Below are 22409 nucleotides of genomic sequence, written 5' to 3' on the forward strand. Positions count from 1 at the left end.
TATATGGCGCGTCGAGATCCCAAAAGTCTGAGAGCAGCTTTACCGGGAATAGTGCGGATTTTGCGGCGGTTTTCGCCCCACCTTGGCAAACAAAAGGCATTGTTAATTATGTCTTTTGTGGCACTCATGGCTGAGATTGTCTTGCATTTGCTTGAACCTTGGCCTTTAAAGTTTATTTTTGACTATATCCTTGTACCTGATTTTCGATCTCAGTCTTTGGGGATTCCTGTACTTGCACAACTTAGCCCCTTTGTTCTCCTAACAGGCTTGACACTAGCTTTAGTGGCGATCGCTTTACTTCGTGCTACTGCTGCCTACTTTAGTGTTGTGGGGATGGCGCTAGCGGCCAGCAATATACTAACTGAAATTCGCGCCGAACTCTACAGTCATCTGCAAAACCTCTCGTTGTCATTTCACCACAAAGCCAAAAGTGGCGACTTGATTACCCGCGTTACCTCAGATATCGAGCGACTGCGAGAAGTAACGGTGATGGCAGTATTACCCCTACTTGCCCACTCCCTCACCCTCATCGGCATGATTGGCGTCATGTTTTGGCTGCATTGGGAATTAGCACTGATTGCCACCGCCGTCTTTCCCCTATTTATCTTCTTCACCATGCGCCTAACCAAACGCATCCGGCAGGTAGTGCGATCGCAGCGTCAGCGTGAAGGGGCAATGGCTGCAACAGCAGCAGAGTCTATCGGAGCAATTAAAATTGTGCAAGCGCTTTCCCTACAAGATATGCTGGAGCGTACTTTTTCCAGCCATAACCGTCAAAGCTTAAAAGAAAGTGCCAAAGCCCAAAAACTGGCAGCAGGGTTAGAGCGGATGGTAGAACTGTTGGTGGGGCTTGTGACTGCTTTAGTATTGTGGCGCGGTGTACAGCTAGTGTTGGGAAAAGCAATCACACCAGGAGATTTGCTTGTATTTGTCAACTATCTCAGAATCGCCTTTAAGCCGATGCGGCAACTCGCCAAATACACCGGGCAAATTGCCAAAGCTACTGCTTCTGGCGAGCGTATTCTAGATGTACTAGATACTGCACCTGACATCAGTGATTCCCGTGGGGCAATAGATGCACCACCTTTGCAGGGAGCCGTGCGGTTTGAAAATGTCACCTTTGCCTATGAGCCAACAAAGGGAATTTTGCATAACGTCAGTTTTGAGGTAGAGCCAGGACAGCATATTGCCTTAGTAGGGCCATCTGGTGGTGGTAAATCCACGCTTGTAAGTTTGCTGTTGCGCCTTTACGATCCCCTCGAAGGACAAATTTTAGTCGATGGACACGATCTACGCGAGTACAAGCTGCAATCGCTCCGACAGCAAATTAGTGTGGTGTTACAAGATACCCTTTTATTTGCGGCTAGTGTAAAAGATAACATTTCTTACGGTTGCTTGGGGGCTTCTGAGCGAGCAATCGAACAAGCTGCCCGTCTGGCAAATGCTCATAATTTCATCATGGCATTGCCCCAAGGCTACAATACAATTCTGGGTGAGAGAGGAGCAACTCTTTCTGGAGGACAAAGGCAACGCATTTCCATTGCCCGTGCTGCCATTCGTCAAGCTCCGATCGTGATTTTAGATGAGCCTACCACTGGCTTAGACAATGAAAACGAACACGCTGTCAACGAAGCACTGGAACGCCTGACTGAGGGATACACCACTTTTTTAATTTCTCACAATCTCAGAGCCGCCCAAAAAGCCGATTTGATTCTTTATATCGAAGGCGGACAGATTTTAGAGCAGGGTACGCATGCACAACTGCTGCGTTTGGGCGGAAGATACGCCGCGATGTATGCCTTAAAATCTGCGATCGCCGAAAATTCCCACGAGGATGATGCATATGCACTCGGAGCATGATAGTAAGGCTCTTAGGAGTTCTCCCACAATTGACTCAACCCGCGTGATTTTGGTACGTCACGCTCAAAGTACCTACAATGCCCAAAAGCGTTACCAGGGAAGTTGTAATGACTCAGTGTTGACTGAGAAAGGGCGTAGCGATGCTTACCAAACTGGTATTGCTCTCAGGGGTAGGAGTATAGATGTAATTTATACAAGTCCTTTATTGCGAACTTTAGAAACTACACTTGAGATTTTAGACGGACTCCAAGAAAGATACAAAAGAATTCTTTTGCCTCCGATTGATTCATCTCCTCTGCTCAAAGAAATTGATATGCCCGCATGGCAGGGACTTACGTACAAATACGTACAAGAACACTTTGCAGACGACTATCGCTGCTGGAAGGAACGACCACATGAGTTTCAAATGACACAACAGCAACAGGAAAGACAATTAGAAAAAGGAGGAGTAGCAGTTGCCAAGCAGTGCTTCCCCGTACTAGAGTTGTATGATCGCGCTCGTAAATTCTGGCGAGAAATCCTACCGTTACATATCGGCAAAACAATTCTGATTGTGAGCCACAGTGGCACGATTAGAGCGTTGATTGGTACTGCGATCGCTTCAGAATCCAAGCAATACCATGTCTTCCAACAATCAAACTGTGGTATCAGCATCCTAAATTTTCCCACGTTAAATTATCAGCAAGGGCAACTTGAAGCAATGAATCTTACTACCCATCTGGGTGAAGTTTTGCCTAAGCTAAAGGACGGCAAACAAGGTTTGCGTTTACTTCTAGTACCAGCTACTGAAAAAGCCCCAAATTCAATTCAGAAACTAGCTGAACGCCTTCAAACAGTACCGATTGACTTCAGTCTCAGCAGCGATTTAGAAAATTCTCAACAAACTGCCAAACAACTACTTAAAAATCATCCCAAAGCAGTACAACTTCAAGTTTTACGGCAAGATTTTCTCCAGCTTTGGCAACAAACGCTCCTATCTGAGCGTACCGTAATGTCAGCAAACGACACATACTCCACTCATCTGATCACCGCGTTAGTAGTGGCTTCTTTCTCTATGATTCAGAAGATGCTGACTCAAGTATTAGGTACTTCACTCCAGTGTTTGCAACTAGTTCCCAACACTCTCAGCGTTATTTACTACCCTCTAAAAATGCGTACCCCTGTGTTGCAAGCGATGAATATTGCTGATAGTCATTAGTTATTAGTTAGTAGGGGCGGCTTTTATGGATGATCTTTCGCTGATATTGACAATTTATCTTTTAAACCCGCCCGTACTACTGTCCCTGTTCCCTATTTTCATCTCAGATAGTAGATAGTAGTTAGTGATTATTCTTCCTCATTACTAACTTATGAAAATACTAGTCACTGGTGTTGCTGGCTTCATTGGTTTTCATCTGGCACAACGTCTTTTAGCAGAAGGAATGGAGGTTTATGGCATTGACAATTTGAATGATTATTACGATGTCAACTTGAAAAAAGCTCGCTTGGCTCAACTTGAACCCCAATCCGGATTCACTTTTGAATTTCTAGATTTAAGCGATCGCCCTACCACTGCTGCACTATTCCAAAACCAAACCTTTGACTGTGTTATACACTTAGCAGCCCAAGCTGGAGTTCGCTATTCTTTACAAAATCCCTTTGCCTACGCAGACAGTAACCTCTCAGGGTTTTTAAATATACTAGAAGGTTGTCGCCATCATCAAATTAATCATTTAGTTTTTGCTTCCTCTAGTTCTGTCTACGGTGCCAATACCAAAGTTCCTTTTACTACCAGTGATAACGTTGATCATCCTATTTCACTCTACGCTGCTACCAAAAAGGCGAACGAGTTGATGGCTCATGCTTACAGCCATCTGTATAACTTGCCAACAACAGGATTACGCTTTTTTACGGTGTACGGCCCTTGGGGACGCCCCGACATGGCATACTTTAAATTTGTGCGGGCAGTTGCTACCAACCAGCCAATTGATGTTTACAACTATGGCAATATGCAAAGGGACTTCACCTACATTGATGATGTCACTGAAGGGCTAGTTCGAGTCATGCACAAACCGCCTTTAGCTGATAATCAAACTACTTCCATTAGCAAAGCGCCTTACAAGCTCTACAACATTGGTAACAACAGCCCCGTAGAGTTAATGAGGTTTATTGAAGTGATCGAAAAAGTGCTGGGTAAGGAAGCCAAAAAGAACTTGCTACCCATGCAGCCAGGTGATGTTTACTCTACCTATGCTGACGTTGATGATTTGATACAAGATGTAGGCTTTAAACCCGCAACTCCGATTGAACAAGGCATAGAACGCTTTGTGCAATGGTATCGAGACTATTACGGTTATTAAAAAAATATTCCGAGGCGGATGAATAAGCAATCTCGGTCGAAAAATGTCTGGAATGTCTGCTATTTTGGCTTTACTTTTACAATTATCTTTGCAGTTGCAGGTAGGGCTTTTGGTAACGAAGTTCCACCTGCTCTATTTTTTGATCGTAACATTAATCATGCCGATTCTCTAGCCAAAATTAATACTGTTTCTGAACTAGCAGAAATCAAACCAACTGACTGGACTTTTCAATCTCTGAAATCTTTGGTAGAGCGTTACGGTGTGGTTGCAGGTAACTCTACCTTTGGTGGCAACCAAACCACGACTCGCTATGAATTTGCTGCTGTTCTTGCCATAACAACAGATTATATTAGCAAACTGATCAGCGCAAAAAATACTAACCTAACTTACCACAAAGACTTGGAAACTCTCAAGCGGTTGCAAGCAGATTTTGCAACAGAACTAGAGGTTCTTCAAGGGCGATTAGACAATTTGGAAAATCGTGTCGAGAAAATCCAACAGCAACAGTTTTCTACAACCACTAAATTTGAGGGAGAAGTTCTTTTTGCTGTCTCTGGAGTCGGCAGTGGTGAAAAAATCGGTGATAGCAGCGATCGCATCGACAGCAATCTTACCTTGAGCAGTCGTACACGCCTAACTTTCGATACGAGTTTTACTGGTAAGGATCGTCTGCGAGTTCGCCTACAAGCCAGTAATCTCCCTGGAATAGATGATGCGACGGGAACTGATATGGCTCGTTTAGCCTTTCAAAGTGACAGCGATAATCAATTTGAACTGAGCACTTTGGAATATCGCTTTCCAATTGGGGAACAAGCTATGGTTTATCTAGAAGCCGAAGGCGGCGATTTAGATGATTTTTTTACTGATACGCTTAATCCCTTTTTCAGTAGTAGCAGTCGTGGTTCTATTTCTCGTTTTGCCCAGCGCAACCCAATTTATCGCCAAGGAGGAGGTGCTGGAGTCGGGCTGCTCTACGATTTAAGTGAATCAATCAGCTGGAGTTTGGGCTATTTGAGTGACGATGTTAACGAGCCGGAAGTGGGGTTTGGTGGAGAAGAATATGGGGCGATCGCTCAACTAACTCTCGAACCAATTGAAGATTTCAAAGTTGGTTTTACTTACATCCACTCTTACAACAGCCTTGATACGGGAACTGGTAGCCGCCGTGCCAACGATCCTTTTGATGATAACAGTGATGCTATTGTTGCAGACTCTTTCGGGTTGGAATTGACGACTGCGGTGAGTCAGAGCCTAACCGTCTCTGGTTGGCTTGGCTTCACCCATGCCACAGCCACAGATTTACCGAGCAACCCAGAAGCAGATATTTTTAACTGGGCTCTCACTGTCGCTTTTGTCGATCTAGGCAGAGAAAACAACGTTGCCGGCATAGCGATCGGGCAACCACCCAAAGTAACTAGCAATGAGTTTGAGATTGCAGCTCAATCATACGAAGATGAAGACACTGCTCTTCATTTAGAAGCCTTCTACCGTTTCCAAGTTAATGACAATATTGCTATTACTCCAGGGCTTTTGGTAATTACTAACCCAGAGCACGATCGCGATAACAGCACAATCTATGTCGGCACAATTCGTACAACTTTCCGCTTTTAATCACTGTCTTTTGCCCAATCCTCAGCACTAGTCCTCAATCACCTTTTACAAGCCTCTCCCTCAGGAGTAGCATCAGGATAAAACGTAATAATTGCCTGTTCTTTCTTAACAAAAACGGTAGGGAAAGTTTTACCTGTTTCCCAATCCTGCACATTATAAATACAAGCTCCTGATCTATTTCCTTGGAGTTTAAAAATTTTAGTTGCATCTAAAAGAATTTCTTGGGCGTTGCTAAGGTAACCATAGCCTTTAATCTCATCTTTAACTATGCGATCGCCCTGTTGAATTATGACTCCCATCGTATAAATTACACCAGGAACTACTTCACCTCGTGCTTGATTGTTGGGAAGACGTCCACCAATTCCCTGACTTTGTAACTGCAAATATCTGCCGTAAAAATGTAGGCCACCTATATCATTTTCGTTATATATTTCGCCACAAAAAATGTGTTCAAAGCCTCTTCTTTGAAACCAAATAGTAGTTAAATCTTGTAAAAATTCAGATTTTTCTCTCCGCCCCGAACGCAATTCACCGCCACTAACTTTTTGAAGTTTTTCTAACACATCTGGATAATAGGATAAAAGCTGTTGAAATTGACTAGGTTTGACTCTCGTACCAACAGAACCACAGATATTAAGAACTGCTTGATCAAATGCATTTAGTTTTGGTGGTGGAGGTGAAATATCTAACTGCTGCTTGGGAGGAAACCTCAGAGGGACTGGGTTATCTTCGTTATCAAAAAAAGGCAGAAACTTGTTATCTTGTTGTTGCGCTTCGACTGAATTAGTTAACAAAATTGGAAAAGCTAGCAACAAAATAAATATTTCTATTTTTAACAACATAACAACTTAGTCAGTCAGTGAATATAATTAAACTTAAAATGCCAAATTATGAAGCCATACTAGGAAGGAAAGTTTACCTTATGCCCTCTGATACCAATTTTGAATTTTAGATTAGGGTGCAAATAACTCTTCACGATTTTACATCCAGAATGTTATAAATGACACAATAAGTATTGTCCATTTTACTGCCAATTAAAATTATGTTTAACAAAGGAAATATGGGATTGTTGTTTATAGTATTCTTAATATTTGTAGGTTTTGGCGATGGCTTCTTGCCAAAACCATTGAGTACTGTTAGCTTGCAAACTCGAACAGCAATTAATAACACTGTAATCGGATTGTTTCCTAAGTGGAATCCAAAAACTAATCCTTACAAACGCACGGAGAAGGCACTGGAAAATAGTGAAAATGGTAGAAATAAGAAATAAGTCCACTGCACACAACTGAGAAACTTAATACATTAGTGTTATCAAGACAAAATGGGAATATTCTAAGTTCTAAATTCTGAATTCTGTGTTCTTCTTCAATATCTCAAAAAATAACCTCCCCTATGCGAGGAGGCGGCTGAATTTGATTTAAAACCTCAAAATTAAGCAATTGCCAAACATATTGCAGCTAAAATAGCATTGATCAGGTAGAAAGCAGTAACAACTTGCAGTTCTGACCAGCCAGAAAGTTCCAGATGGTGATGTAAAGGAGCCATTTTGAATAAACGCTTTCCTTTACCATCAGGCCCCTTGGTTGCTTTGTAGTAGCTAACCTGTGCCATGACAGAAAGAGTTTCTACAAAGAAAATACCACTGAGAATAAATAATATAACTAAGCTGTTAGTCAGCAATCCTACTGCTGCCAAAGCACCTCCCAGTGCTAAAGAACCAGTATCCCCCATGAAAATACGGGCAGGATTGCGATTGTGTGCCAAAAACCCTAAGCAACTACCGCTCAAGGCAGCACAGAAAATCATCATTCCCAGCGAAGCTGGAGCAACGAGCACACCTAATGCCAATAATGCGATCGCTACCGTTCCTCCTGCTAAACCATCGATGCCATCTGTTAAATTAGTAGCATTACTTTCTGCCACCAATACAAAACCAGCAAAAGGCCAAAATAAAAAGCCTAAAGGTATAGATAAACCAAAAGGTAAAGCAATATTTGTAATATTAGAAGGCTGATTAAACATTAACCATAGACAGAACATAGCCGCAAAACTAATTTGGAGAACTAGTTTTGTCCTTGGAGAAATACCTTTATTGGACTTGCGACGTAAAATCTGCCAGTCGTCGAGCCAACCAATAAAACCATAACTCAGTGTTAATGCAGAAACAGCCAATACTTGTGTATTAAAATTAGACAATATACAAGCAGCGATTACTGCTACTGGGATAAAAAATATACCCCCCATTGTTGGTGTACCCGCTTTCTTTAAATGAGCTTGAGGCCCATCTTCACGGATAATTTGCCCTGTTTTGAGTGCTTGTAGCATTGGCACTACAAAAAAACCTGCTGCTGCTGAGATTGCAGCACAGGACAACAAAGGCAGGGTGAGCGAATTGCTTTGCCAAGGCAACCGATTCGCCATTCCATCTAAAAAGAGTGCAGTAGTAGTTAGCCCTACACCTAGTAAAGAAACTAGGCCGATACCAGAAATGTTTAGCCCCTGATCGGAAGACAATTTAGCGTCCACGGATTATGTTTCCCCTCACTCCACACTTATACAGTTAGACACTTGGGATTTAGTTAAGATAGCAACCCCCCAGTTTACACTGGTTATTCTTCGTCTGGAACGATGTCATCATCGTCATCAAAGTCGTAATCACCAATTCCATCCTCACCGCCCAGAAATTCGGAAATTTCTTCTTCATTTTCTTCAGAAAAATCCTGTTCATGATTATCCCGTGCAATCAGACGACCGCTAGCTTGTAACCAATCCAAAAGTGAGGACTCTTGCTTTAATGGTATAACGGCGGCGCGCTGGTTGCGAGGTTGTTCACGTAATGGAGAATTCAGCATATTTGACGAAGAGAATAAGGGGTATTGTATATAGACATTAAGAGTCTATCACTGGATACGCAAGATAGCAGTTAATCATTCAACTAATTTCTTTCTAAATCCGACTGAAATTTTTGTGATTTTTCTATTAGCGCACCAAAAGCTTAAGTCATGTACTTATATATAGGTATGGCACCATACATGAGCTAGCAACATCTTCCTGATTGTTTAATGAAAATAATACTGTTTGAGGTAACAGGTGATGATTGCAAAAGCAGCTCTTTTAGAAGCAATTGCTGGCAAGAACCGTGGACTTTTAGCAACTGAGCAGGATAAACAAGCTATCTTAATTGCGATCGCCAATTTGGAAGATCTCAACCCCACACCACGTCCACTCGAAGCTAGCGATTTGCTCGATGGCAATTGGCGACTACTTTACACTACTAGCAAAGCTCTATTGAACCTCGACCGCTTTCCCTTATGCAAGCTTGGAGAAATTTACCAGTGTATCCGCGTCCAAACTAATAGCGTTTACAATATAGCCGAGATTTATGGATTGCCTTTACTCGAAGGTTTAGTCAGCGTTGCTGCGAAATTTGAGCCAGTTTCCCAAAGGCGCGTGCAAGTAAAATTTGAGCGTTCAATTATTGGTTTACAGCGCTTAATTAGCTATAAGTCTTCAGAAAAATTTATCCAACAAATTGAAACTGGGCAAAAGTTTACTGCTGTTGATTTTCCTCTTAACAGTAACGAACAACAGGGATGGTTAGATATCACCTATCTAGATCAGGATTTGCGGATTGGCAGGGGCAACGAGGGAAGTGTATTTGTTTTGGCAAAAGCATGAGGAGTGTGACTTTAAAAGATGAATGTTAGCGAATCGAGCGTATTTCATAAATAAAGATTTTGTCAAGGAGGGTTTTACCAAATTTTTAAGTTAGAGGATGAAGAGGAAACAGGGACACTGGGACGCAGTGATTATTGAGCGATATGAATCAGGATGTAGAGACGCGATATATCGCGTCTCTACAATGGTTTTAGCATTACGCAAACTTTTTTCACGCCATGAAATTAGCTGTACTGAATAAATTGCACAGCAAATTATGAACACCTTGCCTAAATTATGACATCACAAGATTTTTATTTGGGTATTTCTTCTACTGTCATTGCGATTTCTAATCACATAGATAACTATTTTTAAATAGTTTAAGCAATGCATATACAATTCCTTTTCGTTCCCAAGATAGTATAAATTTTATAGAAGCTTTATAGATGTAATTACTAGCCTCACAAAAAATTTAATATGTATCATTTTTACAAAAGCTTCATAGTTATATTTACTAGGGTAATTATAACTTCATAAAAAATAACGTAAAAATCCTTAATATTAATCAGCATACGCAGTTTTTAACTATGTTATGCAGCTCTATACACCACTCGAAATTGACAATATTCAGCAAGACATTCCTTATTTACTTGAAGTAATGGAGTGGGTTAAAACATTTTTGGCAAAACCCCATCCTGATTTAGGTAGACCTGGTGTGGTATGTCCTTTTGTTCCTCACTCACTCAAGTCAAATAGTATTCGTCTAGCAGTTATTCGTGCTAAAAATCTACAGCCACAACAAGTTGAAGATATTGTAAAAAACTATCGAGATACTTTTCTGGAAATAGAACCACAAGATAGAGAAGCTGGTATCAATAAAGCTTTTTTACTCATTTTTCCTGATCTCGATTTAGACGATGCTGCCACACTTATTGATAGTATTCAACAAAAACTCAAACCTTTCTTTGTTGAAGAAGGACTCATGATCGGAGAATTTCACAAGCATACAGAAACGAGAGGACTACACAATCAAGATTTCTATCCACTGCGTAGTCCTGTTCCCCTAATAGCTATACGTTTTATGGTTGAAGCTGATTTACCTTTTCTGATGAATGCAAATAATCTACATTTACGTATTAAATATCTAGAAGCATATTTACAGCGTTTTGAGAAAAAAATGAAGGATAAAATCCGGTTAAATACAGCTTATCAAGCACTAGCTTTAGCCAGAGAAAAACTTGTCACAGAAAATTCTACTAATCTAATATCTGAGAAGCAAATAAAGATGAATTTTTCCTGTCCATTTCTACACCAACACTAATGAATGACTGAGAAAATCATATATTGAGTAACAATTAGAAATGATATCGAACTTAATACTAAATTATAGTACTTTTAAAATAATGAACATACCAAGTGTAGAGTGGATATTAGTCGTCAATCGATTTTGGATTTTAGATTTGCGATTTTAGATTGACCCTAACCACTCATAGTGCAGGAATTAATTGATGATTTTAGATTTGTTCCGCCCACTGTTTTGCGGGGCTTAAACCGAAAAAAGAATCCAAAGTCTAAAATTGGCACGGTCAAACAACAGTAAATTTATTATTTTTACAGATGCAGTCTGAAAGCAAAAATCTATACCAAGAATCTAACAAAAATACAAATACCTTGGTGGCGCACAAGACTAATAACAATCAAACTGATGACATCAAAAATGTATGTATTCATCAAATGTTTGAGGCACAGGTAGAAAAATCTCCTGATGCGATCGCGGTGTTTTTAGACACTCATATTCCAGCTTCTGGCGTAGGCGAACAAGTTACGTACAGGCAATTGAATCAAAGGGCAAACCAGCTAGCACACTACTTACGTACTTTGGGAGTTGCTCCTGAGGTATTGGTTGGCATTTGCATTGATCGTTCTGTAGAAATGATAGTAGCCATCTTGGGAGTTCTTAAAGCTGGTGGCGCTTACGTGCCTTTAGATCCAGCATATCCTCCGGAACGGTTAGCCTTTATTTTGGAAGACTCCACAACACCATTAATCATCACTCAGGAAAAATTACGAGAGAGCTTAACAACTGATGGAGCGCAAGTAGTTTGTCTAGACTCAGATTGGGAAGCGATCGCTCAAAACAGTCAAAATAATCCTGTAAATTGGACAAATCCAGACAACCTGATTTACATCATTTATACTTCTGGTTCCACAGGAAAACCAAAGGGTGTGATGATTTCCCACCGTGGCATCAGCAATCAACTACAGTGGCGACAAACAACCTTTGAATTAAACGACACAGATAAAGTCCTACAAACTATATCTTTTAGCTTTGATCCCTCCGTTTGGCAAATATTTTGGCCGTTATGCTTCGGGGCGCAGTTGATATTACCTCGTCCAGGCGGACATCACGATAGTGTTTACTTAATTAAGACAATAGTCGAACAGCAAATCACTGTCTTGGCAATGGTTCCCTCTATGCTCCGCGTATTACTAGAAGAAAAGGGAATTGAAAATTGTCAAAACTTAAAACATATTACCTGTGGCGGCGAAGTTTTACCAATCGAACTAGTTGAATGCTTCTTCGCTCGTCTGAACCTAGATAATGTTTTGCATAATTGCTATGGGCCTACAGAAGCTTCTATCGATGCTACCTTCTGGACGTGTCAGCGTCATACCAACTATACTACTGCTCCCATTGGTCACCCAATTACCAACACCAATATTTACATCCTCAACTCTGATTTACAACCTGTGCCTATTGGAGAAGTTGGTGAAGTTTACATTGGTGGTATTGGTTTGGCACGAGGTTATCTCAATCGTCCACAATTAACAGCACAAAAATTCATTCCTAACCCTTTTAATTCATCAGAACGCCTGTACAAAACTGGGGACTTGGCACGTTACTTGAGTGACTGTAATATCGAATACGTTGGCCGCGTTGATCATCAAGTAAAAATTCGTGGTTTCCGCATTGAGTTAGAAGAAATCGAGGCGAAGCTATTACAACACCCTGATGTACAAACAAGTGTAGTTATAGCCTGCGATTATGTGTCGGGTGATAAGCGCTTAGTTGCCTATATTGTCCCTAATGGGGAGCAAACACCTACAATTAGTGAACTCCGCGACTTCCTCAAGCAGACACTGCCAGACTACATGGTGCCATCAGCCTTTGTGATCCTCAATTCTCTACCGCTAACTGCTAACGGCAAGGTAGATCGCCGCGCCCTACCAGCACCCGAACAAAATCGTCCTCAATTAGCCACAGACTTTTTGGCACCACGAAATCGGTTAGAACTTCAGTTAACACAGATTTGGGAAGAGAGTTTAGGCATTCAGCCCATAGGAGTTACAGACAATTTCTTCGATTTAGGCGGACATTCACTAGTTGCTTTACGTTTGTTAGCACAAATCGAGCAGAAATTTGGCACAAGCCTTCCCCTCTCGACATTCTTGCAAGCACCGACAGTAGAAAAACTAGCTGACATCCTACAACAGAAAGAATCACCAGCACTTTGGAAACCTTTAGTTGCTATTAAACTCAATGGTGAGAAACCACCGCTATTCTGCATACATGGTGCGGATGGTAACATTATTGTTTTCTACAACTTAGCTGGTTATTTAGATGCAGATCAGCCAGTTTATGCCTTGCAACCCTTGGGCTTGGATGGAAAAAAACCTTTCCATACCAAAATAGAGGATATGGCATCTGATTACATAACACAGATCCGTACTATTCAATCAGAGGGGCCTTATTTACTAGCGGGATACTCTGCTGGAGGTACAATTGCCTTCGAGATGGCACGGCAATTGGTTGCCCAAGGAGAAAAAGTAGATTTTGTAGCGTTGTTTGATACCTGTAGTTCGGTTTACTACCACGAATTATCATTCCGTCAATGGATTTCTCGTCATTGGTATAACTTTTGGCAACTTGACGAACCAAAACAAAAGCTGAACTACTTATTTATGGCGATGCAGCAACGCCTTCAGAAAATTAGCAAAAAATTTGGTTCAGACAATACTGGTGAAGAATTACCAGATGTCAATGTATCTCTAGAGTATAAATTAAGCCCTATAGAGAATGCTCTATTTGCAATTCAACAACAAGCTGTGAGGGATTATCACCCACAGTTTTATTCGGGCAAAGTAACCCTTTTCCGAAGCAATGAGCAGATTTGGTGGCTCGAAGGCGATCGCGAATTAGGTTGGAGGGAATTAGCGCAAGTGGAGGTTCACCCGATTCCAGGCGATCACAATAACATAGTCAGAGCCAATGTACAGTCTCTGGGCGAAAAATTGAGGGATTGTTTGAGAAGGGTGAATAACCATCACTCAGTCAAATAACTTAACAAATGGGCTGTAAACGACCTTCTAGCTGTACAGTGAAATCAATTAGCCTTTACACATTGGCAATTGATAACACAAAGGGAAAAACTTATGGTTCAACGTGGATCTAAAGTACGTATTCTCCGCCCAGAGTCCTACTGGTTTCAGGATGTAGGAACAGTGGCATCTATCGAGCAAGGCGGCACTAGCAGATATCCCGTGATTGTCAGATTTGATAAGGTAAATTATGCCGGCGTCAACACCAATAACTTTGCCCAAGATGAGTTAGTAGAGGTTGAAGCACCAAAAGCAAAACCGAAAAAATAAATTAGTAGGGCTGTTTTCAAACGTCCCATACCCTCAAGAATGAGGCTACACTAACTGAGTGCACCTGGGCAAACTCCACATAAAATAATACTTTGAGTCTGTAAAGGCAAGCTTTGTGTGTGTAGCTTCAGACTTTGAACTGCAATAAATTAAGTTTGAAAACACGCTTTGGCAGCTAGCAAAGTCAATAACCACCTGGTAAAGTCAATTTCGGGAGTAAGGAGTAGCAGGTAAGGAGTTAAGGCTTCTATCCACTACTCACTACTCCCGATCTAGTTATCTACCAAAATCAACTCAAATGCCTGAATTGCCTGAAGTAGAAACAGTCCGACGGGGGTTAAATCAATTAACCCTAAACCAGAAAATTGCAGGTGCAGATGTGCTACTGCATCGCACGATCGCCTACCCGCCTTCAGTGGATGATTTTGTGACTGGCATTCAGGGAAGCGCGATCGCCACCTGGCATCGTCGTGGCAAATATCTCCTCGCCGAACTTTCTCCCCCTCCCCCCATCTCCCCTGCTCCCACTCCTCCTTTTGGCTTCCTCGGCGTTCACCTGCGAATGACCGGTCAATTGCTATGGCTACATCGCGATGAACCTCTACACAAGCACACACGAGTCAGGTTATTCTTTGAGAATGGGTGGGAATTGCGCTTTGTTGATCAACGTACTTTTGGTCAGATGTGGTGGGTTCCACCTGAGCAAAAACTAGAAAGTGTGATTACTGGTTTAGCAAAACTTGCAGCAGATCCCTTTTCACCTGATTTTACAGTTGATTATCTAGCAAATAAATTACAAAAAAGTCGTCGTCCCATTAAAACCGCACTGCTAGATCAGTCTGTCGTGGCAGGATTAGGTAACATCTATGCTGACGAAGCCTTATTTCTCAGTGGCATATTACCAGAAACTTTGTGTACAGATTTGCAGCGAGAGCAAATTGAGCGATTGCAATCGGCGATCATCAAAGTTTTAGCAACTAGTATTGAGGCTGGTGGAACAACATTTAGCAATTTTTTAAACGTTAAGGGCGTAAACGGTAATTATGGCGGCGTGGCATGGGTTTATAATCGTACTGGAGAACCCTGTCGTGTTTGTAGTACACCGATTCAAAGGATTAGACTAGCTGGACGTTCTAGTCATTTTTGCAGCCAGTGCCAAAAATAAGCAATTCCAAATGAAAAGTTAAAAATTGAAACTGTTGGCAGCAATTAGTGGCAATTTAGTACAACTATTTAATACACTAAAAGTAGTTAGAGTTTGATTGTTAGTAGTTAATAGTTACTAACAACTAGCTTAAAAACTCTTTTATATTTACTTTCGAGGAGATTATAGATTTTAATCTCTATATCTTGTGTGATTTGCTTATAGTTTTGAGTTTACTCATGCTTGCGATTTGAAAATTCAATGAATTTAAAATCTATCAAATAGATGATGAAATTGGCTTCTAAGTAAAGCAAAATTATTAAGCAGATAAGCATAATTAAATGTAAAATTTTCATTTTTAGACAGCAGATGTAAACAGTCTTTTACTATCTATCCTCTTGTTAATATAAATATTCCCCAAGTAAAGCAAAAGTAATTCCTAGCTCAACAAAGACCGGATACAAGCTAGAATCCTGTATAAAAGCAAATTGATAAATTCAAGAGGGGAATTCATGCCTATTAAAAGAGGAGATACAGTTCGTGTTAACCGCGAAAAACTAGAAAACAGTATAGAAGCACAAGCTAGCGATACTCGCTTTCCTTCCTATCTGTTTGATAGTAAAGGCGAAGTTGTAGATATTAAAGGTGACTATGCCTTTGTAAAATTCGGGCTAGTACCAACGCCTAATATATGGTTGCGTTTAGATCAATTAGAAGAGTTTAAGTAGAGTTTAAGAAAAATACTTATGTTTTCCTCCCCTTCCTCCCCATTTCTGTGTCATTCACCCCGCGTCACCGTAATTGGTGCCGGCAGAGTTGGCAGTACCCTTGCCCAACGCATTGCCGAAAAAAACCTAGCAGATGTGGTTTTGCTGGATATTGTTCAGGGAATGCCCCAAGGATTGGCGCTAGATTTGATGGAGGCAAGGGGGCTTGAATTACATAACCGCAAAATTATTGGCACCAACAACTATGCCGATACAACTGGTTCGGATATTGTGGTGATTACGGCAGGCTTTCCCCGTAAACCAGGTATGAGTCGAGATGATTTATTGCGGACAAATGCCAAGATAGTCGTGGAAGCAGCCAAAAATGCGATCGCTCACTCTCCTGATGCCATATTTATTACCGTCACCAATCCTTTAGATGTGATGACTTATTTAGCTTGGCAAGCAATGGGATTACCACGCGATCGCGTTATGGGTATGGCAGGCGTGTTAGACTCGGCACGCTTTGAAACCTTCATTGCGATGGAATTGGGAGTTTTGCCTAGCGATGTTAAAGCGATGGTAATGGGCAGCCACGGTGATTTAATGGTTCCCATTCCGCGTTTCGCTACCGTCAACGGCATTCCAGTTACAGAATTATTGGATGCAGCTACAATTGAACGTTTGGTAGAACGTACCCGCAACGGTGGCGCAGAAATTGTGGAACTAATGCAAACAGGTGGCGCATTTTTTGCCCCAGCCTCAGCTACCTGCGTGATGGTAGAATCGATTCTGCTAAACCAGTCGCGTTTGTTACCTGTAGCAGCCTATCTCCAGGGTGAGTACGGCTTGAACGACGTTTTTATTGGTGTTCCCTGTCGCTTAGGGTGTGGTGGAATTGCAGATGTGTTGGAATTAAATCTTACCGATGAAGAAACAGCAGCACTTCATATTTCGGCACAGTCGGTGCGGAATAATATTGAACGAGCACAGGAAATTCTCACCAGCGTCACTAGGTAACTATAACGTGTTTGAGAAAAGCCGTCCGACAAGTTGAGCACGAGAGGAAACTTCAAGCTTGCGAAACATCCGTTTTAGGGCTTGCTTGACAGAATTTTCTGTAATCCACAGAGATGAACCAATTTCAGCATTTGTAAGCCCCTGTGCCACCAGTTCGGCAATTTGAATTTCACGCGGTGTTAAACGATTCATATCCAGAGAATTCCATTCTGTAGATTGCAACCGCACTGCTGTTAACCAGGTTGACAGATGCAAGCAAAAAGCGCTCAAATCAGCTAGATCCTTAGCATTAAAAGCAGGATTACCCCGGATGCGGGTAAAGCCAACTCCACCGATCAGTTGCCCGTTGCTAACAATTGGCCCAGCCATCACATGGCCGTGGTCAGAGCGCGGGCATATAATCTTCCATATGGGGGCAGATAACAACAATTCTTCGTGAACTGGGGCATGATGCTCAACTAAGTAGCGCAAGACAGGATTATGTTCTACTGATGCAGCAAATTTTCCGATGCCCCTGATATATTCGGGAGATTGAAGTTGATTGAAGAAGAAAATTCCCCAACGTTGAGCAGCAAAATACTCACCAACTTTAACCATAACGTGCAGTCGTAATTCTTGCTCATCACGAGCGTGGGCGATTTCTTGAAATAAAGACTGTAAAGTGTTTGCCATCATTGCTACTGCAAAGTGTACTCGTTCGAGGACTAGGCGTACTTAGGGAATCAATTTTACTCTAGCCTCATCACAGCAACAGAGCAAGGAGTAAATTCTGATGTCATTGACAAGCTATGCTCATCCGGAAGTTCTCGCAGATATGCAATGGGTTGCCAAATATTTGAACGATCCTACAGTGCGTCTTCTAGAAGTAGATATTGATACTACAGCTTACGAATCGGGACATATTCCCGGCGCTGTGTTCTGGAACGGTTTGACGACAATCTTGCAACCTGATTTCCGTGTCAATTTTGATCAAGGAGCGTTAGAAGAACTGCTCGCGCGATCAGGTATAACCAATGACACAACTGTGATTATTTATAGCAATCATAATGCTGGTGCTCCTTGGGCATTTTGGTTTCTAAAAGTACTCGGACATGAAGATGTGCGGATCATGAATGGCGATCGCACCAAATGGATTGCTCAAGGAGGCTCTCTGACAACTGAAATTCCTGCGATCGCAGCAACTAAATATACAATTCAAAATTTCAATTCAAGTATACGTGTCCTGCGAGATGAAGTACAAGCAGCAATAGGTAAGTCAGATAGTATTCTAGTAGATGTGCGTACACCCCAAGAGTACTCTGGTGAATTATTTGCCATGCAACCACCGCAAGGAAATCAGCGAGCAGGACATATTCCGGGCGCAGTCCACATTTTTTATGAATCAGCTTTGAACGAAGATAATACCTTTAAATCAGCCGCAGAACTGTATGCCCTGTACAGTAACAAAGGTATCACTTCTGACAAGCAAGTGCTAACTTACTGTGCAGTGGGGGCGCGTTCTGCACATACTTGGTTTGTTTTAAAGTATTTGCTAGGCTACGAGAATGTACGCAATTATGATGGTTCTTGGAATGAGTGGGGGAATCTATTTGATATGCCAGTTGAGAAATAGTGCCAGTCTTTTCCTTGGCGATATTGCGAAATGTCTTGCTAGAGAAGTTGGAGAATCCCCGTTTTATGAAAAATTGATAGCACTTATATTTCTAATGCTTCCATTACTTCTGCTTGATTGATTTCCGATTCATCCCGAATTTTGAAGTAGTAATAGAGGTTTGCAACTGTTAAGTCCGAAGCTTGCTGCAAATTCTTTGGAACTAATGTTCTGTAACCGACATTACCAGCTTGTTGACTTACATAAGCTTCGTACTCTTTACGTAATGCTGGTTTGAACATAAATATTAGCTGGTCACGCAGCGAAAAGAAATGTGATTTTTCGCTTAAATTTTCATATACAAGTTGTTCGGGTGGTGCTGCTGAAACACTTGTGGCTTGGTTGGTATCTGGAATTTCGTTATCTTCTGGAGTATTGAAATCAACACTATTTAAAAGTTTAAGTTCTGAAGGAGAGAGCGATCGCATCCAATCAACTTGATTTTGCCATGTCTCTACAACTGCTAAATCATGATTACGAATACGGCTCATTTCTGGAAACAAAAAATCAAGTTCATCGTGTGAATCACACGAGTTAATTATCATGTAAGCGTTGTCGCTGATGGTATTTTGAAGATGGCAAAGTCTATCACTAACCGCTGACATTTCATTCTGGGCTTGATATGTAGCAACAATGGCTTGTTCTATTGCCCAAGCACATTCTAGTCTGCGTAGTTGCCCAGGAGCAGAGGTTTCTTCTAACAGATGGGGATTAGTGTAATCCGCTAAGACTGTAAATAACATCTCCCGTGAACCATCTATTTCTGCATTTCTGCGAATAGGATCTTGCAATTGCATCGCTGAATGAAAGCGGTTTAGTGCTTGGATAAATAGTCCATAAGCCCGTATTAATACTATGCGATGTTGCTCAAATTTAATATCTTGGGCGACTTGCTCAATTATCTGCCGAATTTCTGTTCCTTGGTCTTTGAGTGCCTGTTTTAAGTCAATAAAGCCGTTTTTGACCTCCAAGCGCATTTGCTCAACCTCTTTACGAAGTTTGAGCGTTTGGTGTAAATTGACTGCACCCAACGCCACCCCAGCTACAGTCCCAACACCAATCAATGCAGTAGTTGCTTGTAATACTCCTACGCTTGTTTGTAGCGATTGTAACCCAGCTTGTACGATACGAATTTGTCGATAGGTTTCTTGGAAACCCATGTGGTTTTGTACCATACCTACTCCTTGCATGGCAATTCCAACTCCCGAAGCTGCTTGGACAAAACCTAAACCTTGCTGTAGTATTTGTACGCCCGACTTTACAGCATCTACACCTTGCTGTAGTGATTCTACGCCTGATTTTACTTCACTAATTTGATCATAAGTTTTTTGGAAACCCATGTGGTTTTGTACCATACCCGCTCCTTGCATCACGAACTGCAGTGGAGAGATAAGCGGTGATAACGGATTATTATTAACTGTTGCCTTTACGGCATGAGCAACAATACGACCAGTTGCAGTATCCCTAACCGAACCAATAGGGACTCCCTTACTAACAACTACTGCGTATTTTCCAACTGCAATACCAGCTTGAATTAAGGGCGTAAATTCAAACAGCATATTTTTATTTATAAATAAGTAATTTATTCAACCATAGCTGTAATTTTGATATGACAATAACCGTATTTACACAGGATGTATTACATAAATTTTGACTAAAGAGTGGGCATACTAAGTCTGAGTAAATATAGATTTGATAGTTTTTATGGATACATCACTGATTGGCAAAGAAGCGGTTGATTTATTGTCGCGTATTACTGGAAAAAACCTCAGTCAAAGAGATTTGAAACCAACAGTGATATTTCTGGCTAGTTTGGTAACGGTGTTACTGGGTGTAATGTATGTTGATGATACAGTAGCAGAGTCAGAGAAACAAAAGCTGCTTGTAACCCTGTATCGCTTCAGTATGCCAGACAGTAATGTGCGTAAATTAACTCATTTGTTGATTAAAGGAGTTAAGGAAAATCAGCTTTATAGAAAAAATGATGACTTGTTAACACTTACAACTCTACTTACAGAATCCCAACGGTTTTTATTGGTTGCTTTTGGTTATGAAATGTCTGCTGCTGACGGTGAAATAGACTCGTGCGAGAAAAAGTATTTGGAGATATTAGGTAATAAGTTAGGTATCAATCCCCAACATTTAGGAATTTTAGAGGCTGCATTCACAGGTCAAAAAAATGTGGAATTAACTGCTTTAGAAGAAGTACATTTTTTACTATATCCTGTACACTTTCAGGAACTGGACACCGTATTTGTCAAAGCAGCGCGGGATATTTTAACAATCCTACCACCTTTACCTGAAACTCAAGCTACTCAACAACGTATAGTTGTATCTTATGACGAGTTAAAAAAGTTTCAAGAATATCGCCAACGATTAAATAATTATTATCAACTCATTACTCAAATACTTCAAGATTGTCAAAAACATAATTTTTTATCCCATGCTTTTATAGATGAATTACAAGAAATATGGAATAAAAATCAATCACAGCAATTTCGTTTAGCAATTGTTGGTGAATTTAGTCAAGGAAAATCAACTTTACTTAATGCTTTACTCGGTGAAGAAATCCAACCAGCGCGAGAGATTCCTTGCAGTGGTACGATAACAGTTTTGAAATATGGAAAGCAAAAACGGGTAATCTGTCGTTATAAGGATGGTAGAGGAGAAGAAATTCCATTTGAAGAGTACCAACAAAAAGCAAGCATTTCTGAAGATGCAGCTATCAATTGTCTGAGTGATGAACTAGCACAATCTGAAATTGAAGAAATTATTTTTGAACATCCTGATTTGGAATTATGCAGGAGTGGAGTAGAAATTATAGATTCTCCTGGATTAAATGAGCATCCTGAACGTACTGCAATTACTCAAAAATTGCTTAAGGATACTGATGCTGCAATTTTTCTTACTAACGCTTCCCGTCCCTTGACACAGGGAGAGCGAGATTTATTGCAAGAAATAAAAGTTCATCTGAATTGTGGTAAAGATGAGGAACCCGCTAATAACTTATTTGTTATATGCAATTTTATGGATTTAATTCGTACTGAAAAAGGCAAAGAGCAGGTTAAACAGCGAATTATAAATTTTGTCCAAGGTGACAGTCCAATAATATTGGGTGAAAACCGCATTCATTTTATTTCTGCTCAAGCTGCGCTTGATGCCATATTGAACGGCGTGAAAGACGAATACTTAGAAAAATTTAAATATCTTATCTCATCCATAGAAAAATTTCTAAGATTTGAACGTGGTGAATTAAAGCTGAAACGATTAAATTTAATACTCAATACATTAATTAAAAAATGTGACAATACTTTGAATCAAATAGAAAAGAGCTTGGAGTATAAAATTCAATTTTCTGCATCTGATAAGCAAACAATTTTAGAACAAATTGGAGAAGCGAGTGGTCGTGATTTAAAAATACGTATAACTGGGAAAAAATTAAAAGAAAAAGTATTAGTACTAGCAGTTGAATCTTGGAAAAAATGGTATGAAGGTTTACGCGATCGCATGGTTAGTAAAAGTAAATCATGGTCTTATGAACATAGTCATATTTTCAGCCAAAAACAACTGATACAAGATTACACAAATCAATTTATTCGAGACTTATCGGGAGAAGTAGATTAATGGGGAAACAAAAAACTAAAAGACGTAATTTTGAGAGAATCGCTTAAAATTTTAGACGCGAAAATTAAGTATCAATTAGATGCCATTCATACAGATTTTAAAAAATTAGACTACAAGTAAATACAAATTTCAGCGAACAAGTTAAA

19 protein-coding genes are annotated in these 22409 nt (G+C 40.7%); 14 read left to right on the forward strand and 5 right to left on the reverse strand.

The annotated features are described in order from the left end of the window. Positions 1–3: 3 nt before the first annotated feature. The 4 genes from QUB80_RS32650 to QUB80_RS32665 all read left to right on the forward strand — a co-directional run bounded on the left by QUB80_RS32650 (position 4) and on the right by QUB80_RS32665 (position 5810). Positions 4–1860, forward strand: coding sequence for an ABC transporter ATP-binding protein (locus tag QUB80_RS32650; protein ID WP_289793618.1), 1857 nt, complete (start codon positions 4–6; stop codon positions 1858–1860). Further along, positions 1844–3058 (forward strand): histidine phosphatase family protein, encoded by a 1215-nt coding sequence (locus tag QUB80_RS32655; RefSeq protein WP_289793619.1) that lies wholly within the window; start codon positions 1844–1846, stop codon positions 3056–3058. Before QUB80_RS32650 ends, QUB80_RS32655 begins: the two co-directional genes overlap by 17 nt. Positions 3059–3209: 151 nt before the next feature. Next, on the forward strand, positions 3210–4199 hold the full coding sequence (locus tag QUB80_RS32660) for an NAD-dependent epimerase (protein WP_289793620.1): 990 nt from the start codon (positions 3210–3212) through the stop codon (positions 4197–4199). An 18-nt stretch (positions 4200–4217) separates the two neighbouring features. Next, positions 4218–5810, forward strand: coding sequence for an iron uptake porin (locus QUB80_RS32665; protein WP_289793621.1), 1593 nt, complete (start codon positions 4218–4220; stop codon positions 5808–5810). 38 nt (positions 5811–5848) lie between these two features. On the opposite strand, the gene QUB80_RS32670 is transcribed toward QUB80_RS32665, so the two are convergent. Beyond that, entirely contained in the window at positions 5849–6652 is an 804-nt protein-coding gene (locus QUB80_RS32670) for an EndoU domain-containing protein (protein WP_289793622.1), read from the reverse strand. Between the two features lie 200 nt (positions 6653–6852). Here QUB80_RS32670 and QUB80_RS32675 point away from each other — a divergent pair, with 200 nt between their 5' ends. Next, a complete protein-coding gene (locus QUB80_RS32675) occupies positions 6853–7080 on the forward strand; it encodes a hypothetical protein (protein WP_289793623.1) in 228 nt (75 codons plus the stop codon). A gap of 161 nt (positions 7081–7241) precedes the next feature. Here QUB80_RS32675 and mraY read toward each other — a convergent pair whose 3' ends face one another. Together mraY and QUB80_RS32685 are read right to left on the reverse strand one after the other, a co-directional pair. Then, the gene (mraY, locus tag QUB80_RS32680; RefSeq protein ID WP_289793624.1) at positions 7242–8336 is read right to left on the reverse strand and encodes a phospho-N-acetylmuramoyl-pentapeptide-transferase; all 1095 of its coding nucleotides are present in this window, start codon (positions 8334–8336) and stop codon (positions 7242–7244) included. Between the two features lie 83 nt (positions 8337–8419). Next, positions 8420–8662: a DUF3134 domain-containing protein gene (locus tag QUB80_RS32685; protein ID WP_289793625.1), complete on the reverse strand. Its 243-nt coding sequence runs from the start codon at positions 8660–8662 to the stop codon at positions 8420–8422. A gap of 241 nt (positions 8663–8903) precedes the next feature. On the opposite strand from QUB80_RS32685, the gene QUB80_RS32690 reads away from it, so the two are divergent. The 7 genes from QUB80_RS32690 to mdh all read left to right on the forward strand — a co-directional run bounded on the left by QUB80_RS32690 (position 8904) and on the right by mdh (position 16988). Then, positions 8904–9488: a PAP/fibrillin family protein gene (locus QUB80_RS32690; protein WP_289793626.1), complete on the forward strand. Its 585-nt coding sequence runs from the start codon at positions 8904–8906 to the stop codon at positions 9486–9488. Between the two features lie 571 nt (positions 9489–10059). After that, positions 10060–10788, forward strand: coding sequence for a DUF6875 domain-containing protein (locus tag QUB80_RS32695; protein WP_289793627.1), 729 nt, complete (start codon positions 10060–10062; stop codon positions 10786–10788). Positions 10789–11084: 296 nt separating this feature from the next. After that, entirely contained in the window at positions 11085–13808 is a 2724-nt protein-coding gene (locus tag QUB80_RS32700; protein WP_289793628.1) for a non-ribosomal peptide synthetase, read from the forward strand. Between the two features lie 93 nt (positions 13809–13901). Then, complete coding sequence (locus QUB80_RS32705; protein WP_289793629.1) at positions 13902–14117, forward strand: photosystem I reaction center subunit IV; 216 nt, start codon at positions 13902–13904, stop codon at positions 14115–14117. Positions 14118–14415: 298 nt separating this feature from the next. Then, positions 14416–15282, forward strand: a complete 867-nt coding sequence (locus QUB80_RS32710) for a DNA-formamidopyrimidine glycosylase (RefSeq protein ID WP_289793630.1) — start codon at positions 14416–14418, stop codon at positions 15280–15282. Between the two features lie 491 nt (positions 15283–15773). Next, positions 15774–15989 (forward strand): NAD(P)H-quinone oxidoreductase subunit O, encoded by a 216-nt coding sequence (locus tag QUB80_RS32715; RefSeq protein ID WP_016878435.1) that lies wholly within the window; start codon positions 15774–15776, stop codon positions 15987–15989. 18 nt (positions 15990–16007) lie between these two features. Beyond that, the gene (mdh, locus tag QUB80_RS32720; RefSeq protein ID WP_289793631.1) at positions 16008–16988 is read left to right on the forward strand and encodes a malate dehydrogenase; all 981 of its coding nucleotides are present in this window, start codon (positions 16008–16010) and stop codon (positions 16986–16988) included. On the opposite strand, the gene QUB80_RS32725 is transcribed toward mdh, so the two are convergent. Further along, positions 16989–17660: a helix-turn-helix transcriptional regulator gene (locus tag QUB80_RS32725; protein ID WP_289793683.1), complete on the reverse strand. Its 672-nt coding sequence runs from the start codon at positions 17658–17660 to the stop codon at positions 16989–16991. Positions 17661–17760: 100 nt separating this feature from the next. On the opposite strand from QUB80_RS32725, the gene QUB80_RS32730 reads away from it, so the two are divergent. After that, complete coding sequence (locus tag QUB80_RS32730; protein WP_289793632.1) at positions 17761–18600, forward strand: sulfurtransferase; 840 nt, start codon at positions 17761–17763, stop codon at positions 18598–18600. A gap of 83 nt (positions 18601–18683) precedes the next feature. Here QUB80_RS32730 and QUB80_RS32735 read toward each other — a convergent pair whose 3' ends face one another. Further along, complete coding sequence (locus QUB80_RS32735) at positions 18684–20198, reverse strand: hypothetical protein (protein ID WP_289793633.1); 1515 nt, start codon at positions 20196–20198, stop codon at positions 18684–18686. A 277-nt stretch (positions 20199–20475) separates the two neighbouring features. Here QUB80_RS32735 and QUB80_RS32740 point away from each other — a divergent pair, with 277 nt between their 5' ends. Then, the gene (locus QUB80_RS32740) at positions 20476–22263 is read left to right on the forward strand and encodes a dynamin family protein (protein WP_289793684.1); all 1788 of its coding nucleotides are present in this window, start codon (positions 20476–20478) and stop codon (positions 22261–22263) included. The last annotated feature ends 146 nt before the right edge of the window (positions 22264–22409 follow it).

It is taken from the genome of Chlorogloeopsis sp. ULAP01 (assembly GCF_030381805.1).
Lineage (GTDB): Bacteria > Cyanobacteriota > Cyanobacteriia > Cyanobacteriales > Nostocaceae > Chlorogloeopsis.